Annotated in this window: 15 protein-coding genes; 3 read left to right on the top strand and 12 right to left on the bottom strand. The window is 68.1% G+C overall.

What is annotated here, in order from left to right; all coding sequences use genetic code 11:
• From BM396_RS30735 to BM396_RS30700, 8 genes are all read right to left on the bottom strand, one after another.
• A partial coding sequence (locus BM396_RS30735; protein WP_139239586.1) for a transposase occupies positions 1-249 on the bottom strand: 249 nt, incomplete at its 3' end.
• 15 nt (positions 250-264) lie between these two features.
• Positions 265-717, bottom strand: coding sequence for an Arm DNA-binding domain-containing protein (locus BM396_RS30730; protein WP_043388103.1), 453 nt, complete (start codon positions 715-717; stop codon positions 265-267).
• Positions 718-1,093: 376 nt separating this feature from the next.
• Positions 1,094-2,086: a DUF808 domain-containing protein gene (locus BM396_RS30725; RefSeq protein ID WP_043388102.1), complete on the bottom strand. Its 993-nt coding sequence runs from the start codon at positions 2,084-2,086 to the stop codon at positions 1,094-1,096.
• A gap of 84 nt (positions 2,087-2,170) precedes the next feature.
• Positions 2,171-2,836, bottom strand: coding sequence for a response regulator (locus BM396_RS30720; RefSeq protein WP_043346486.1), 666 nt, complete (start codon positions 2,834-2,836; stop codon positions 2,171-2,173).
• 13 nt (positions 2,837-2,849) lie between these two features.
• Positions 2,850-4,928 carry a sensor histidine kinase gene (locus BM396_RS30715; protein WP_051976318.1) on the bottom strand — a complete coding sequence of 693 codons (2,079 nt, stop codon included), beginning with the start codon at positions 4,926-4,928 and terminating at the stop codon, positions 2,850-2,852.
• 164 nt (positions 4,929-5,092) lie between these two features.
• Entirely contained in the window at positions 5,093-5,317 is a 225-nt protein-coding gene (locus tag BM396_RS30710; protein WP_043346489.1) for a ribosome modulation factor, read from the bottom strand.
• A gap of 329 nt (positions 5,318-5,646) precedes the next feature.
• Positions 5,647-6,072 (bottom strand): hypothetical protein, encoded by a 426-nt coding sequence (locus BM396_RS30705; protein ID WP_043388100.1) that lies wholly within the window; start codon positions 6,070-6,072, stop codon positions 5,647-5,649.
• Positions 6,073-6,830: 758 nt separating this feature from the next.
• Positions 6,831-7,151 carry a hypothetical protein gene (locus tag BM396_RS30700; protein ID WP_244539021.1) on the bottom strand — a complete coding sequence of 107 codons (321 nt, stop codon included), beginning with the start codon at positions 7,149-7,151 and terminating at the stop codon, positions 6,831-6,833.
• A gap of 690 nt (positions 7,152-7,841) precedes the next feature.
• Between BM396_RS30700 and BM396_RS33085 the strand changes: the two genes are divergently transcribed.
• Positions 7,842-8,918 (top strand): hypothetical protein, encoded by a 1,077-nt coding sequence (locus BM396_RS33085; protein WP_051976317.1) that lies wholly within the window; start codon positions 7,842-7,844, stop codon positions 8,916-8,918.
• A 554-nt stretch (positions 8,919-9,472) separates the two neighbouring features.
• Here the strand turns inward: BM396_RS33085 and BM396_RS30685 are convergent.
• From BM396_RS30685 to BM396_RS30675, 3 genes are all read right to left on the bottom strand, one after another.
• Positions 9,473-10,690 (bottom strand): flagellin N-terminal helical domain-containing protein, encoded by a 1,218-nt coding sequence (locus tag BM396_RS30685; RefSeq protein ID WP_043346491.1) that lies wholly within the window; start codon positions 10,688-10,690, stop codon positions 9,473-9,475.
• Between the two features lie 259 nt (positions 10,691-10,949).
• Positions 10,950-12,377, bottom strand: a complete 1,428-nt coding sequence (locus BM396_RS30680; RefSeq protein ID WP_244539020.1) for a hypothetical protein — start codon at positions 12,375-12,377, stop codon at positions 10,950-10,952.
• Positions 12,378-12,524: 147 nt separating this feature from the next.
• Positions 12,525-13,802: a lipase family protein gene (locus BM396_RS30675; RefSeq protein ID WP_051976333.1), complete on the bottom strand. Its 1,278-nt coding sequence runs from the start codon at positions 13,800-13,802 to the stop codon at positions 12,525-12,527.
• A 261-nt stretch (positions 13,803-14,063) separates the two neighbouring features.
• On the opposite strand from BM396_RS30675, the gene BM396_RS30670 reads away from it, so the two are divergent.
• Both BM396_RS30670 and BM396_RS30665 read left to right on the top strand, forming a co-directional pair.
• Positions 14,064-15,014, top strand: a complete 951-nt coding sequence (locus BM396_RS30670) for an SGNH/GDSL hydrolase family protein (RefSeq protein ID WP_244539019.1) — start codon at positions 14,064-14,066, stop codon at positions 15,012-15,014.
• An 83-nt stretch (positions 15,015-15,097) separates the two neighbouring features.
• Entirely contained in the window at positions 15,098-15,367 is a 270-nt protein-coding gene (locus BM396_RS30665; protein WP_043388300.1) for a hypothetical protein, read from the top strand.
• Positions 15,368-15,456: 89 nt separating this feature from the next.
• On the opposite strand, the gene BM396_RS30660 is transcribed toward BM396_RS30665, so the two are convergent.
• The coding region (locus BM396_RS30660) for a methyl-accepting chemotaxis protein (protein WP_244539018.1) at positions 15,457-16,077 on the bottom strand (621 nt) is incomplete at its 5' end.

The following is a 16,077-nucleotide window of genomic DNA, read 5'->3' as shown; positions in this document are numbered from 1 at the left end:
CGCGGCTCGGGCTGTGTCGCCAGCCAGCCGCTTCTTGCCAGCTTCCAGAAACTCCTTGGACCAGCCGTAGTACATTGAGGACGCGATGCCCTCGCGCCGGCACAGCTCGGCGATGCTGTCCTCACCGCGCAGGCCCTCCAGCACGATGCGGATCTTCTCCTCGGACGAGAACTGCCGACGTGTGGCCCGGCGGATGTCCTTGATCACGGCTTCTGCCGGCTTCCGCGCCGGCCCGGATGTCTGTTTCATCTTCGCTCCTGGGGGCTACGATGAACCAGCCATCCTCTGTTCGTGAAGAGCCTCAATCTGTCTCAGGGGTGCTGACGGCGGACAGTCCTCGCCCTTGCGGCGTCCTTTCAAGCGGACGAGGCCTTCCGACCCGTATAGGTCGATCAGTTCGTGCACGAACAGGCAGTTCTTCGCCGCGACCCGCTCGGCTGCCGGATCCTCGCCCTTCCGGGCAAGCACGAGCTTCTCCGCCGCTTCGCTCCGCGCTTGGCTCACACTCATGCTGCGCACGTCGCCGAGCTTCATCTTCTTGGAAGGAAAGCCGCGGCCTCCGAGACGATAGTGGATGTAGAAGGATTTCGCGCCGGTCGGCTCGATCCGCAACCCGAACCCGGGCTGATCGAGATCCCAGATGAAATAGGAGGTGGGCTTTGCGGCCGCCTTTTCGATGGTCCTGAGCGTCAGGCGAACGGCGTTCCTTCGCTTCATGGTCTTGCTCCTTCAGGACGCACGCAGGCAGCACCGTGTCGGAAACGGGCGGCTACGCCATGAAACGGCGCAAAGCGAATGCAGTCAATACTGCAACGACTTGCAATGATGAATGAAAACTTTTGAAATCGGCGGAAACACAGGGAAACGACTTCATACATCCTTGCCAAGGTTGGGGTCGAGGGTTCGAATCCCTTCGCCCGCTCCAGTTTTCCCAACCATACGATCGACTTACAAGGCCGCAGCTCTGCGGCCTTTGTCGTTTCTGGGTTCTGCAGAAGCGTCCTCGGCCGCCGGGCCACGGGGCTTCGGAGGAGGCCGAGCGGTACGGTGACCGTCTGGACCACCGTACCGCTCGGCCTCGACGTTTCTCGGATCAGGCAGTCTGCTTCCGCAGGGCCGACAGGGCGTGCCACGTCGGCGCCAGCACGAAGCTCGTCAGCGGAATCAGCAGGCCGCCGACCACCAGCCCGATCAGGCCCGACGCGAGGGCGGTGACCAGCCATTCGACGAAGCCCTTGGCGAACGGCAGGCGCGCGGACGCTGCCGTCGCCGCATCGTGGGCGGCGTGCGCAGGCCATGCCAGGCCGTAGGTCTCCAGGCCGTGCATCAGGATCCCGCCGCCGACCCAGATCATGGCCGCCGTACCGACGACGGCCAGAAGTCCGAGCAGGATCGGCATGCCTTTGACGACGCCGCGGCCGAGCCCGCGGACGAGGCTTCCGAGCGGCGGCCCGGCCGTGCTGCGGGCCAGAGCCAAGCCCGCGTCGTCAGCCTTCACGATCACGGCGACCACGCCGTAGACGCCCACGGTGATGCCCAGAGCAACGATGGCCAGGACGGCCGCCCGCATCCAGAAGCTGCCCTCCGGCAAGGCCGCGAGGGTGATGGCCATGATCTCGGCCGAGAGGATGAAGTCGGTCTTGATGGCGCTCGCCACGCGGCGCTCTTCTCCGGCCGCAGCGCCACCGGCGCCGTCCGCGTGGTCCGCCGCGTCGCCGTGGGCGCGATGGGGAAAGAGGCCCTCGTAGACCTTCTCGGTGCCTTCGTAGCAGAGATACGCACCGCCCAGCATCAGGAGCGGCGTGATCGCCCAGGGCGCGAAGGCGCTCAGCGCCAGGGCGCCCGGGAGCAGGAACAGGAGCTTGTTGCGGAGCGATCCGACGGCGATCTTGCCAACGATGGGCAGCTCGCGCTCCGCCGCGAAGCCGACGACGTAGCGGGGCGTGACCGCCGCATCGTCGATGACGACACCGGCCGCTTTGGTTCCGGCTTTCGCGGCCTGGCCTGCCACGTCGTCGAGGGACGCCGCCGCACTCCTGACCATGAAAGCGACATCGTCCAGCAGGGCAATCAATCCGACGCTCACACGTCTCCCCTCATCCGTATTCGGTCCGCCAGACAGACGAACCGCGCCGCGATTTGATCCGTCGCGCTCAAAGAATCGCGGCCCCTAGCGCAGGGCCAGGGCATCGAGCCATCCGTGCGCGGCCGCGTAACGGATGATCTCCGCACGCGTGCGCAGGCCGAGCTTTTCGGCGGCTCGCGCCTTGTAGGTCTCCACGGACTTGACGCTGAGATCGAAGCGGCGCGCGATCTCCTTGTTGCTGAAGCCCTGGGCGATCAGGCGAAGGACGTCCGTCTCGCGCGGGCTCAGCGCGTCTGCGGCAGGCTCGGCCACCGAGATCCGGGAGTCTGCTGCAGGATGCGCCAGGGCATGGCTCGCCACCGAAGGGTCGAGATAGACGCCGCCTGCGGCGACGGCGCGGACCGCGCGGAGCAGATCCTCCGCGGCCGAGCGTTTGAGCAGGTATCCCCGGGCGCCGGCCTTGAGCAGCGGCTGGACGTAGGCCGCATCCTCATGGACCGTCAGAACCAGCACGCGCGTCCGCGGGCACGCATCCGCCACGCGCTCGGTGAGCTCGAGGCCGTTGAGACCGGGCATCGAAACGTCGACCACGGCGACGTCGGGGTCGGCCGCATGAATCATCGGCAGCGCCTCGCTGCCATTCGTGGCCTCGCCCACCAGCTCGATCTCGGGGTCGGCGTTCAGGAGCGTCCGGATCCCGGCGAGGACGATGGGGTGGTCGTCGGCCAGGGCGACGCGGATGCGATCCATCGGGCGCTTCTCCTCAGGGTTCGGGATGGTGCGGTACGGGAATGGTCACGAACAGGGTTGTGCCGACATCCGGGGACGATTCCAGCGTGAGCGTCCCGCCGAGAAGGGACAGGCGCTCGCGGATCCCGGACAGTCCCAGCCGCAGCTTGGCCTGTCCATCGCTGCCGGAACGGTCGCGAAGGTCCTCGGCGTTGAAGCCGACGCCGTCATCCTCGATGACGACCCGCATCTCGGTGGTGCGCTTCTCCACCGAGACGCTGACGCTCGCGGCGCGGGCATGCTTGAGTACGTTGGTGAGGGCCTCCTGCACGATCCGGTAGACGGCCGTCTCGATGGCGGCCGGCAGACGGGTCGCCTCGTTCAGGCATTCCAGATCGGCGCGGATCCCGTGCCGCTGGCTCCAGTCGCGCAGCAGGGTCGCGAGCGCCTCGCGCAGGCCGAGATCGTCGAGGGCGGTCGGCCTCAGGTCGACGGCAGCCCGATGGATGTCGCGTCCGATCTCCCCGGCAAGCGCTTGCAGCCACTCCATCTGCCTTCCGGCTTCGGCTGTGGCACCGCGGGCCAGGAGCCGCTCCATGCTCTTGAGGCCCAGCGACAGGCCGGTCACCGTCTGGCCGACCTGATCGTGGAGTTCCCGCGCGATCCGGCGCTGCTCGTTCTCCTGCGCCTCGCCGAGGCGGCGGAGCAGCGCGGACCGTTCGGCCTCGGCGCGCTTGCGCGGCTCGATATCCGAGACCACGCCGTAGATCAGCCCGTCCGGGGTGTCCTCGTGAAGCTGTGGCACGCGACCGGCCACGCGGACCCAGCGCGGTTCCCGATCGAGCCGGGTCACGCGGAACTCGACGTCGAGCGGCGTACCCTCCGCGAGGCTCCGGCGCAGGGCTTCGCTCAGGCGCCCGCGATCCTCCGGCTCGACCGCCTGCAGGACGGTATCGGCGTCCACGGCGCTGTCGCGCCCTTCCGCGGCCGCCCGCCACCCCAGAAGCTCGGCCGCGCGTGCAGAACCCGTCACCCGGCGCGCGACGGTGTCCCAGCGCAACGTGCCGAGTTCCGCGGCCTCGGCGGCGACCGCGCCCTGCTCCTCGCTGGACCGGAGGGCGAGGGAGAACCGGGCCTGCTCGCCCGCACGGCGCTGCGCCATGTCGCGGCCCACCAATCCGACCAGCGCCAGGGCGAGGCCGATGCTGACGAAGCTGCCGCCGCCCAGCACGACATACGACCGTGACACCGGGGCGTTGAGGGTGGCGACCGGCATCCCGAAATGTACCGACCAGCCGCCGGTGTGCTTCAGCGTCCGGTAGACCACCTCGACATTCGCGCCCTCCAGCGTCGGGCCGGTGTAAAATCCGTTGGGCGCGTGCCGGATCGCCGCCTGCAAGGCGGGATTCGCAGGGTGGCCGAGTTCCTCGACCTCGGCCCGGGTCCGGGCGATGGTGTTCCCGTCCGCATCCACGATGGTGCCGACCCAGCCCTCGGGCGCACCGGCATCCCGCAGGATCGAGCTCACCGCGTTTGTGGCAAGCCGGACCGACAGGACGTAGCGCAGGATCCCGTCGCGGATGACCGGCACGCGAAGGGCGACGAGGCGCTTGCCCGAGATCAGGCCGGCCGGACCGATGCCGCCGATCACCGGCTGACGCGTCTGCACCACGGCGTCGAAGCTCTGCCGGTCCGAAGTCGGTCCCAGTTCCTCTTCGAGGGAGCGGAGCAGGTTGACGATCTGAGCGCCGTCCGGACCGGCGAGTTCCACCGTCTCCCAGAGCGGATGCGCCTGCCTCAGCCGCTCGGCCTCGGCGTAGAAGGCCGCGAGATCCGGTCGGTCGAGGGTGGCGGAGGCGGCCTCCGCTTCGAGAACCGCGATCTGGGCCGCAATGTCCGAGGCGACGCGCTCGGCCACACGGGTCGCGCTGGCGACCGCAGCGTTCCGGGCGAGGTCGCGCTGCTGCTGCGCCATGAGCGTGGCGACCCAGCCGCTCAGCAGCAGGACCGGTATGGCCGCCGCGAGGGCGAGGGCGATGAAGGTCCGGCGGCTGCCGCGGCTCAGCGGGGGCTCAGACCCGTGGATGGCGGCGTCGCGGGGCCGGATGTTCATGGGCCCGGGCGCGGGCACGCAGCGCGCCAACCCGAACCCGGCCTCCAACGCTCAGGCGGCTCGGCCTTCCTGTCTCGCCGTCCCGAGCGCATCGCCACCCGTCTCCCGAGTCCCCGTCCCGGCCCGTGTGCCACGCGCTCTGTCGCGGAAAAGTCGCCCCGCGATCAAGCCGGCGGGAGTGCGTCCGAAGCGAGGGTGGTGTCGCACAGCGCCGATCCGGGCAGCATCCGGGCCGGATGCGGCATCCGCGTCGCAACGGCCCAGGAGGAGCCGTCATAGCCTTCGAACCACGCGCGGCGCTCGCGCGACTCGCCGGGATACGGACAGGCATCGCGGGGCCGACCGACGGAACGCGCGCGGGCCCCCTGTTTGACGATGTCCATGAGCATGGGCGCTGATCTCTCCGGCTGCTCGGGATGATGTCCCGCACCGTGAGAAGCGCGCAGTTCGAACGGTCGAGCAAGCTGTTTCAGGTCGCGATGCTGCTCTCACCGACGCGTGTCGGGTTTATCCCGACACGCTGTGCAGACGATCATCCGTTGACCATTGCGCGAAAGCGGTACCCGAGCGGCAAATCATGCGACCGTTGAGCGTCGACGCCTGCCGGGACGCCCGCGGTTCCTTGCCGGATCCTGCGCAGGGATCACCCGGACAGCCTTCATCGCCCGCGAATCCGGGAGGCTGCCGCACGTCGGCTTCCCGGATCCTGAGGGGCTTCCTAGAAGCCGCAGCCGTAGCCGGCCGGCGCGTAACGGTAGCCGTAGGGACGGCTATAGACCGGCCGATAGAGGTTCGGCCCGGCAGCCGCCGCCGCAAGGCCGAGGCCGGTGGCGAAACCCGGCCCGCGGTACCCACGGGGACCGCCGTAGCCGTAGGCGTGCGGCCGGTAGCCATAGGCGGAGGGGCGGAAGGTCACACCCCGATAACCGCGATACCGCCTGTGGTGTGGGCGGAACCGGTGGATGTGGTGCCGGTGGAGGCGGTGATGGTGCAATCCGTGGCGTCGCCCTCTCCAGGCGCCATGGCCCAGATGGTGGTGCCCGTGATGGAGGCCGGGGCCATGACCGTAGGGCCGCGCTTCGCTCGACGGCGCAAACAGAACGAGGCTCGAGAGCGCCGTCAGGGTGATCGCAAGACGTTTCATGGGCTGAACTCCACGGAAGAGGAAGGACGACCGTGCGGCCACGGTCGGACGGGGAACCGAGCCTTCGCCGCCGTCGAACGCGGCGGCGTGCCCCGAAGGCGGGGGACGAAGATCGAAGTCTCCGGCCACTGTCCCGCCGTCCCATCTGTGGTCCGCTGGCCCGATCAGCAGTCGGAGAGATCGGAAGGCGTGTCAGGGTCGGCCCGACATGCTTGCGTTGAAGGCCTGGCTTAGCTTGGCGGTTGGGAGCCCAGGTCGACGGGGCTGAGGGCGCCTCGCCGCATGGTCGCGCCAGGGGGAACGGCATGAAGTTGGCGGTGGGCCTGCCCGTGCGGCGCGCGCGGAACTGGTATCGGCGTTGCGGGCGCGTGGGATCCCCACTGAAGATCACGCGGGAGCGGCACGGTCCGCAGGCCGGCCGGACGCATACGCTAGAGGACTGGGCGCGATTCGGAGGCGGCCTGCTCGCGTCCGATCTCTCCGAGGTCCCGCGCGCGCACAGTCCGGTCTGGACCGAGAGACGGTGGCACGGCCTGGACTGGCCTCAGGCCAACGGACCCTGGGCGTAGCCGGGCGTTTAGAATTGGGAGAAGCCTGCGGATGGCCGGAACCCAGGGAGAGCCGTCACCGGGGCGGATGCCCCGCGTGCTCGGCCGCCGGACGACCTCGTAACCCCATGTGCGGCGGCGCGGCCGGGCCGACGTCGGAGACCCGCGGCCTCCGCGAAGCCGGCGCCTCGACCAATCGCGCTGACGCCTTCATCCTCCACGAAGATCATGGCGCGCCCGATCGTGCGTCTCGTGACGCGTCTCTCCTCTCCGCCGCAACGCTCCGACCAGCATCAGCAAGCCCTGCCCGGCGGCGAGCAGCAGGGTCAGGGCCATGAACGGCAGGAAGGCGATCAACACCCAGCCCGTCATCATCAGCCCGTACAGCAGCTCGCCGATATCGTGACCGGCGACCGAGCAGGGATACGTGTTTGCCTCGTTGACTTGGCAGCCGGTGAGGCTGGTCAGCGCGGCACCGGCGGCGAAGGGCAAAGCCGGCAGCCACGCGACGACCATCAGGATCAGGATCACGCGCAGACGCCGGCGGGACCGGTCCGGCCGTCCAGTCTCAAGGGCGCTCATCGGACATCCTCCTTCGGGCGGGGGCGGATCGGTTGGTGCCCGCCTCCACCGGTCGCGCCCCATGCGAGTTCCCGTGGCCGCGGCGGTGGCGGGTCGTCGCGCCGGCCGTGACGGGCAGCGCCAGGATTTCGCCGACCGTCGTACTCTGCCTCACGCTGTTCTTGCCGATCATCACGGCTGCGCCGTGGGCGGTCTCGGCCAAGGCCGCCGGATCGGGTGCTGCCCGGGCTGGTCGTATTCGGCTCTGGCCGATCAGGCCGAACGGAGTGATCGCGGTGCGGGCGGCGGACGTCCGGGCAGATCCCGGTTCGGCTCTCGGCAAGAACGTCCTCCTGCCCCGGGTCGCGGCCCGAGCTCATGATCCTCGACACGGGGTGCAACCGGTTCGGGCGCACGACAGGATTATCCGCCGCGGGATCAGGACACAATGTCACACCGTGGATGCACGGATTGGCGCTGCCGTTCAGCCGGCGCTGGCTCGCCGCCCATCAAGGGCGCGTGGATTGAAGCGTTGCCCGGAAGGGCCGAGCATGTGAGCGGGATCGCTCAGATATCGTCCCGCGGAGGACCGGTATGCGGCAGGCTTTGCAACGTCCCCGCGGCGACGCTCAGGCGCGCGGTCACGGCGCAAGATCGGGTTTGGCTGTCCTGAGCGCGGGTTTCGCTGTGGCCGGGCTCCTCGGACCGGCCAAGTTCGCGAACGCCGAGGACGGCCCGAGCTATCTGGAGGACCGGCGTGGCGTGTTCCTGCCTTTCCTGAATGCACCGCAACCCGGCGACGCCATCGCGCAGTCGCCGCGGCTCGGGCTCTCCTTCGGCGGCGCGCCCCGGCCCGTATTGGTGGATACCGGCTCGACCGGCATCGTGGTCTCGGCCAGCCGCATCCCCGACAACGCGACGCTGCCCAGCCAGCCTGGGCGCATCACCTACACGAGCTCCGGCCGCATCATGATTGGCCGCTGGATACGCGTCCCGGTAATCCTGTGGGGCCGCGACGGCGAGAGCGTGGCGACGCGGCCGATCCCGGTCCTCGCGGTCGACCGCATCGCCTGCACCGCGCAGGCCCGCCACTGCACCCCGGAAGAGGCGCCGGAGCACGTGGCCATGCTGGGCATCGGATTTGGCCGCGAGGACGACAGCCAGAGCCAGAGCACGCCCGACACCAATCCCCTGCTCAATGCGGAGCCGTCCGGCCCCGGTGCGATCCGGCGCGGCTACGTGCTCACCGCCCGAGGCGTCCATGTCGGCCTGACGCGCGCAAACACCCAAGGCCGCTACCGCTTCGTCAAGCTCGATCCCCACCCGCGCGTGCCGGGCGACTGGCTGGGCGTGCCCGTGTGCATTTCCGTCGACGGTCGGGAGCCGGGCGCCTGCGGCCGGGCACTGCTCGACACCGGCGTCACCGCCATGTTCCTGACCCTGCCGCCCGCGGAGCTGGCCACCAGCCTTCAGACCGACGCGACCGGTCACAGTGCGCTCCTTCCCGGAACGCGACTGCGTTTTCGCTTCGGCGCCGCCGCCGCTTACACGGTCACCGTCGGCGACCACGCCACGGGACTCGCACCGGAGCGCATCGTTCTGAACACCACGCGCCCGCAACCCTTCGTCAATACGGGGCTGCACGTCCTGAACGGTTTCGATGTCCTGTTCGACGCCGACCGCGGATATTACGGCTTCCGCGCCCGCGGCGCGGTCCCGGACGCCGACCAACCGTGAGCCGACGCCACGACGCCGGGGAACTACGGCAGCCTCGCCCCGATGCTTGTCGGGGCATGCAAGATCGCTTTGACGCGCCAGCGTCTTCAGGATTTGGCCGCGCAGATCAGGTGGCCGGGCGGCGACCTCGCCTGCCCGCCGTAGGGAAGATGATCCCTTCTCTGCGCCCCAGTCACAGGGCTTGTTCGAAGCCGTGCGAGCCGACAGACGAGAAATCCGTCGGGTTGTCCGATCTCTAAGCCGTAATGCATCCTGGAGACGATCGGGTCCCTGCCGCTGAAAGCGTAATCGACACGATTCCCGCATCCTCGGGGACCGCACCCATGGATCCGCCCCGGTCCAGGCTGGCGGGCTGTCGAATGGTTTCGAGAACGCGCTTGCCGAAGCGCGTCGGAATTCGGGGCGTGGCCCAGCCTCTCACGCCGTATCGGCTGCGGCCCGCGATGCCATCGGCGTTCGAAAGGAATCCGTCGTTGTCCGACGCTTCTCATGCAAACGGCCGGAGCGTCGCTCCGGCCGTCATGGCGATGATGTGACGAAGGCTTAGCGCAGGATTAGCGCAGGAGCTGGAGGACGCCCTGCTGCGCGGAGTTGGCCAGGGACAGGGCGGAGATGCCCATCGACTGCCGGGTCGACAGCGCCTGGGAGTTGGCCGCTTCCTGGTTGAGATCGGCGTTGGTCAGGTTGGCCGAGCCGGTCTGCAGCACGTTGATCAGCTGCTTGGAGAAGTCCTGCCGGTTCTGCACGACCGACAGGTTCGAGCCGAGCGCGCTCGCCGCGGAGTTCAGCGTGTTGCCGGCGCTCGTCAGGGTCGACAGGGTCTTGTTGACGTCCGAGTTCAACAGGAAGTTGCCGAGGCCGTTCTGGCTGGACGTGCTGTTCGAGTTGGTGATCGACGACAGGCCCAGGCCGCTGGACGTGGCATCCACCGAGGCGACGTTCAGGTTCGAGCTGCCGGTGTCGTTGAACTTGATGTTCATGTCATTGCCCTTGCCGGCAATGAGGTTGACGCCGTTGTAGCTGGCATCGCCGGCGAGCTGCGTGATCTGGTTGAGCAGGTTGTTGTACTGGCTCGCCAGAGAGGCGCGCTGCGACACGCCGGAGATCGAGAGGTCGCTGGAGACGACGGTGGTGGCGGCGGTGCCGTAGGTCGAGGCGGTGGTGCTCGATCCGGTGAAGCCGAGCGCCGTCTGGCTGCCGGAGTTCTGAAACTCCACATCGGCCTGGGCGTTCAGGACGATCTTCGTGCCGGTGCTGTCGGCCGAGAAGATCGCGCCTGCGCCGAACGAGCCGCTGGACGAGGTCGACGCCGAGCTGACGGCGGCGTTCAGGGCCGCGACGGTGGCGCTGATGCTCGACGAGGCGGCGATGGTGGCCGACACGGAGGTGCCGTTGATAGTCAGGAGCACCGTCTGGGAGGCGGTGCTGGCGCTGTAGGCGTTGGCGGCGGTTCCGGTGGTGGAGAGCTGGGTCGAGAGGGCCTGGTTGGCGATGGACTTGGCCTGATCGACCAGCTTCTGGATCGAGGTGATGCCCTGGTTGGCGGCCTGGATCGTCTGGACGCCGTTGGAGATGCCGTCGAGCAGGGTGTTCAGGTTCGAGGACCGGGCGTCGAGGGACTGGGAGGTGAAGAAGTTGGTCGGGTTGTCGAGGGCGGAATTCACCGTCTTGCCGGTGGCGAGGCGATTCTGCGTGGTCGCCATCAGCTGGGCGGTATCCTGCAGGGAGAGCAGGTTCTGGCGTGTCGCGGCCGACAGGGTGATGGAAGACATGGATCGCTAACTTTCCAACCGGAGCAACCCGATTCTCGGGGATCGCTTAAGAATACCGCTTAAGGTTAAATACGGATTAACTGCGCGAGTATTTTCAGCGCCCCGCCGCTCCTTCCGAAACCCTGTGCCGGCGCTAGGCTCATCTGCCCGCTGCAGCACAGGCCGGTATCGGCCGATTGGAGACTTGATCACGCGCGGTCGCTCATGCCGCCTGATATCTCAGCGGTCGGACCGGTACGGCGAGCCGCGCGAAGGGAAGTCAATCGAGTGCGTAGCCGAGCAGGCCCTCGGTCGTGTGCCCTTCACAGCCCGCGAGGGTCGATACGAAGTGATCGCGACCGCCGGCATTGCAGCGGTAGATGGGGTGGCTGCCGGGCCTGGGGGTCTCGAAGACGTAGCCGGTCTGCCCCAGCGGGGTCTGCCCCTCGCAGCGCACGTCCCGGCTGAGGAAGTGATCCTGTCCCGCCACGCAACTCATCAGTCTTGCGGTCCCGGGGGCCGAAAGCGTCAAGACGCTGCCGACGCTGCCCTCGGCCCTGTAGGCGGGCGCGACATAGCCCGTCGTGACCCAGTGTCCGGCGGGACCAATGGCGCGCCGCAAGGGCAAACGGTCGGCACCGCGGGTCGCGCGCGCCTCGGCGATCCGCCACGTGCCCGGGTAAGGGTCGCCGCCCGAGAAGAAGACGGTGATGTCAGGCAGGAAGGGCGTGAGACTCCCCGTACCGTCCCGCCGGAAGCCCGGACTGTGATTGAGATAGAAGCCGGTCACGTCGGAGTTCAGATAGCCGAGCGGCGTCCAACGTGCCGGTGACCCGCTCAACAGGACCTTCAAGGGCATCTTGAACAGGCCCATCTGGTAGGTTTCGCGGTCGGGGTTGCGGGCCGGATCCTTGCAGGCCACCTGATGGCACACGCGACCCGGAAGCCCGGTGATGACGTAGACGTCTCCCGTCTTGGCATCGTACGCGAAATCGGAGTTCGGATTGATGGTCGCTCCATCGGTCGTCCCGTTGGGGATTCGCACCGGCGCCCCGAAATGGATGCCGTCCGCGGTGTGACGGACGTAGAGATCGCCGAAGCCGGCAACGCCCTGTGGTCCGGTGAGGTCCGTCGTGAAAACGAAGAGACCGGACTTGCCGTCCGTGAACGACGCCGGCTGACCGGTGCCGTAATTGCCCTGCGCCACCGCCGGGTTAAGCGGCCTGATGACCGGTTCAGGATAGTCGACCCACGTCACCTTGTCGTTCGAGAATGCGAGACCGGTCTGATTGTTGTTCCCAGGCTGGTTGTCCGCGCCCGAATAGTACATCGCATAGGTGTAGGTCTGGCCGTCCCCTGGGTTGACGAAGCGGCCCCGGATCACGCTGGGATCACAGACGTATTGGCGGTTCCAGGAGCCGGGCGTCGGCTTGAACACGATCCGGGCCGGCGAGAAGCCGGTCTGCGGGTCGTAGGATCGATGGAAGATGACGTCGGTCTGGCCCTGACCGCACCACCAGAAATCGGTGACGCCGTTCTCCGAGATGATGCTGGGCGCGTAATTGTAGCCCGCCGGATTCGCCTCGTTGATGAAGAGGGGCTGCGCGTCGGGTCCCTTCCAGTCGGCCTCGACCCGAGCCGGCAGGGCGAGCGACGCCAGCACCAGGGCGAAAAGGGCGCCGATGAGCAGGGCAGAACCGGGCTTCACTCTCACGATCTCCCGCGATGCGCGCCGTCCGTTTCAACGCCGGCCGGAGCACCTGTCCCGAGACTGGCGACCTGAATAAGGCGGCCGTGCTGCCGACGGCCTGAACGCCTGGATCGCGCGTGGGGCGGTGTCCGACCGGCGCCGACCCTACGGGTCCTGCGCAGGGGCGACGGGGCCCCGGCAGTTCGGACGAAGGGCGCGACCCAGGAGCGATTGCCGGCCCAGGATCATCTCGAAGAAATCGTATTCTCCGGGCCTGAAATTGGCTTTCAGGAACTGGAAGTGCATGTGGAACGGCCGAAGACGCAAGCGCTTGTAGTCACATTCCGGTATCCGATCCTTGACCCCAGCCGATCGTATCAATGGATTGTGGGCGAGAAAGGCCGGTCTCTCGAGACCGATGTCGAAAATGGGGTTGAACCCGTAGCAGTTGAGCCAATCCTGCGGCGCCTGATAGTCGCACCAGACGATGCGGTCGCTGTAGACGAGCGACGCGATGCGTGCGCGGATCCCCCCGGCTTCCTTCGGCAACGCGACGAAGGGAAGCCCCGAGCCCAGCGTGACCAGGGACAAGCGGGGTAGGGGCCGATCGTCCGTACCGAGGCGCGCGAGGATCCGGGCAGCGACCTCCACGGCCATGGCAGCACCGAGGGAATGACCGACGATCATGACCTCATCGGGCGCCTCCGCCGGATGCGCACGCCATTGTGCCAGTTCCGTCAGGATTCGCTCGCTGAAAAGCGCGATTCGCGCCTCGTAATCCGGTCGCCGGCCCGTGGCATGCTGCCAGAAGAAGATGCGTATGCTCAGGATATGCCAGAAGAACAGCCGGCCCAGCGCCTTGCGGATGGCGTAGAGACCCGTGCCCGCGGCCACGGCGCAGATCAGCGCCGCCCCGACCGTTTCCATCGGCGATAACGGTTTCAGGACGGCGAAGAGCGCCGTGCCGGCCGAGATCAGCAGGGCCGGGACGACGAAGACGACGAAGAACGGAAAAGCGCTCAGCAGGGTGTAGGGCCATCCGAAGCGCGCCGTCTTGAAAAACAACCCCTGTGCGAGCCCCGAAACGACGCTTCTTGCCAGCAGCGCCAACTGGCGGAGCACGGGCCGGGAGAGATCCGCGTGGACGATGTCGCTCCAGATCAAGGTCTCGCAACAGACGGCGGCACCGTCGCCATCCGCCGGTGCGCCGACCGTCCAGGTCCGGCTGAGACCGTCGGCGCTGATCCGGATCTCCGAGACCGCGCGCGGCATGGTTCCGAACCGGGCCGTATGCCGGCCGAGTTCCCGTTTGAAGAACGCAGGAAACCGGATCCCGCTGCGGGCGTCGAAGCCGTGAATGAAGAAAACGTGCCGTCGCCCGACCGGTGCCGGATGAAGGTCTCTCAACTTGAATGGGGTGAACGATAAGTAGCCGCGGACCATAGGATCGGACAAGGACCTGAGCACGCGAAAGCATTGTGGCGGTCGACGGCGCCGATGGGCGCGCGCTCCATTGCACGACCGAGCGGGCTCCTCAACAGCCCGCCGCCGAAGACGGTTCCGCCGCGAGCCATCATTCATCATCCGGACGTCCTGGGGATCTCCCTCCCATGACAAGGGGGGCGAGGTCAAAAGGCGCTGGCAGGCTGGAGAAAGACTGGACTTGTGAAAACTGAACCTCCTACGGTGCGGAACGCGGGGGCAGTGTTCAAGATTCGCATGCGCTTTTCGGGGGCCTTGAGAGCGTTTCGCACCGGCGCCCTCCGACGTCACGGGCTCGGCCACATCCAGGCTGGCTTCGATGCTGCGCCGAGCGGCTGCATCGTTCTGGTCGGAGACGCGCATGCGGCGCTCATGCCGCGACCGATCGTTCCGCGCCCCGTCCTGAACGCGGGCATCGCCGGAGCGACGGCGCGCTCCTGTGGCCGCGCCCTCGATCTGTTGCGCGCGCCCCTGCCGGCTCTGCTCGCCGTCCTGATCATCGGGACCAACGATATCCGTGCCCGCTCGGCGCTGTCGAAGGCGGCGACCGACGACTTCTTCGGGCAGACAGACCGGATCGTCGATCGCCTCCAGGCCTGGACCCTCGATACGCTCGTGGCGGCGTTGCCCCCGACCCCTGCCGCGAAGGCATCGGAACGCGACCCTGCCGCGGTCGAAGTCTATTCGGATTGCCTCCGCGCTGTCTGCGTGCGCCGCGGTGTCTCGTTCTTCGATCCGTTTGCGGGATTGCGCGGCGCCCGTTTCGGCTTGGCCGAGGATGACGCCTTCGTCGATGGCACCTACCTGCGGGATTACACGGCCGTCGCCGCCCGCATCGCCAGCCACGTCCGGACGCACTTCAAATCCGAGCCCTACCTGGACAGCGCGCTCCCGGGTTTCGATGAAGAATATTACAGGAGCTGGTACGCCGACACGTGTCGGTATCCCCACGGGTTGGCGCGGCACTACCTCGATCTGGGATGGCGCGAGGGGCGAGACCCGAGCGGACAGTTCAGCACCGACGGCTATCTCGAAGCCAACGCCGATGTCCGCGCCGCAGGCGTCAATCCGCTGATCCACTTTCTTGAAGTCGGCTTCGCGCAAGGGCGGACGGGTTGGCAGAAGCCGCACCCGCGTCCGACCCGCTCCCCCCACGGCGACCCGGACGCCTGAACCGAAGACGGCCCGACAGCCCGGGACGCGCTCGTGACGGCAACCGTCGCAAAGCTGCCGCAGATTGGCGGCCAGATGCTTCCATGCGCCTCCTCCTTGCCGCCCCTGTCCTCGTCCTCATCGCCACGGGCGCAGCAGCCGGCGATACGCGCCTGGACGGAGCCGTGGTTGCGGGCAGTTTCGGAATGGGGGGGGCGGACTATTACGGCGATGTCCGCAGTCGCATGCCGTTCACCCGCGACGCGCCGCCCAGTCCGGTCGGGATAACCGACATCGAGCGCGTCCGGGCCGCACGCCGGCGTGCGGATGCCGGCGCCCGCCAGCCGGCCCATCGCTCCGCCCGTCGCGGCTGAACCGCCCCGGGCCTGACTTTCGGTCCGTCCGAAGGGCCGGATCGGGTCGGTAGAACCTGGACTGGACGATCCGGGCTCGGCGCGCCGCCTCAGTTCCGGTAGCGTTCGGCGAGGGCCATGAGGGCTTGGGCGAGTTCGGTGAGGTTGGCGGAGGCGGCCTCGACCTGCCGGGTGCCGGCCGCGGTCTGCTGGCTGGCCTGGCGGATGTTCTGGAGCGCGCCCATCACCTGCTCGATGCCGAGCTGCTGCTGGTTGGTCGAGGCGACGATCTGCTGGAAGGTCTGGACGTTCTCCTCCACCCGGGCGGTGATCTCCTCGATGGTCCGCTGCGTCGTGTCCGAGCGCGTCTTGCCGGCGGCGGCGCGCTTGACCGCCTCCTCGGTGAGCATCACCGAGGTGTTGATGCCCCGCTGGATCTCGCCCAGGATCCCCCGCACCTGGCCGGTGGCCGCCTTGGCCTGATCGGCCAGGAGCTTCATCTCGGAGGCGACCACCGCGAAGCTGCGCCCGCTCTCGCCGGCCGCCGCCGCCTCGATGGCGGCGTTGAGCGCCAGCAGGTGCGTGCGCTCCGAGATGTCGTTGACCGTCTCGATGATGTCGCCGATCGTCTGGGTCTTCTCCGACAGGCTGACGATGTTGCCGGCCACCGCCTCCGCCTGCTCGCGGATCGCCTCCATGGCCTTGGCGGTGTCGGAGACGGCGCGCAGGCC

The sequence above is a fragment of the Methylobacterium sp. UNCCL125 genome (assembly GCF_900116795.1).
GTDB lineage: Bacteria > Pseudomonadota > Alphaproteobacteria > Rhizobiales > Beijerinckiaceae > Methylobacterium > Methylobacterium fujisawaense.
The sequence above is the reverse complement of the archived record's forward strand: the minus strand, read 5'-3'. Positions and strand labels throughout refer to the sequence as shown.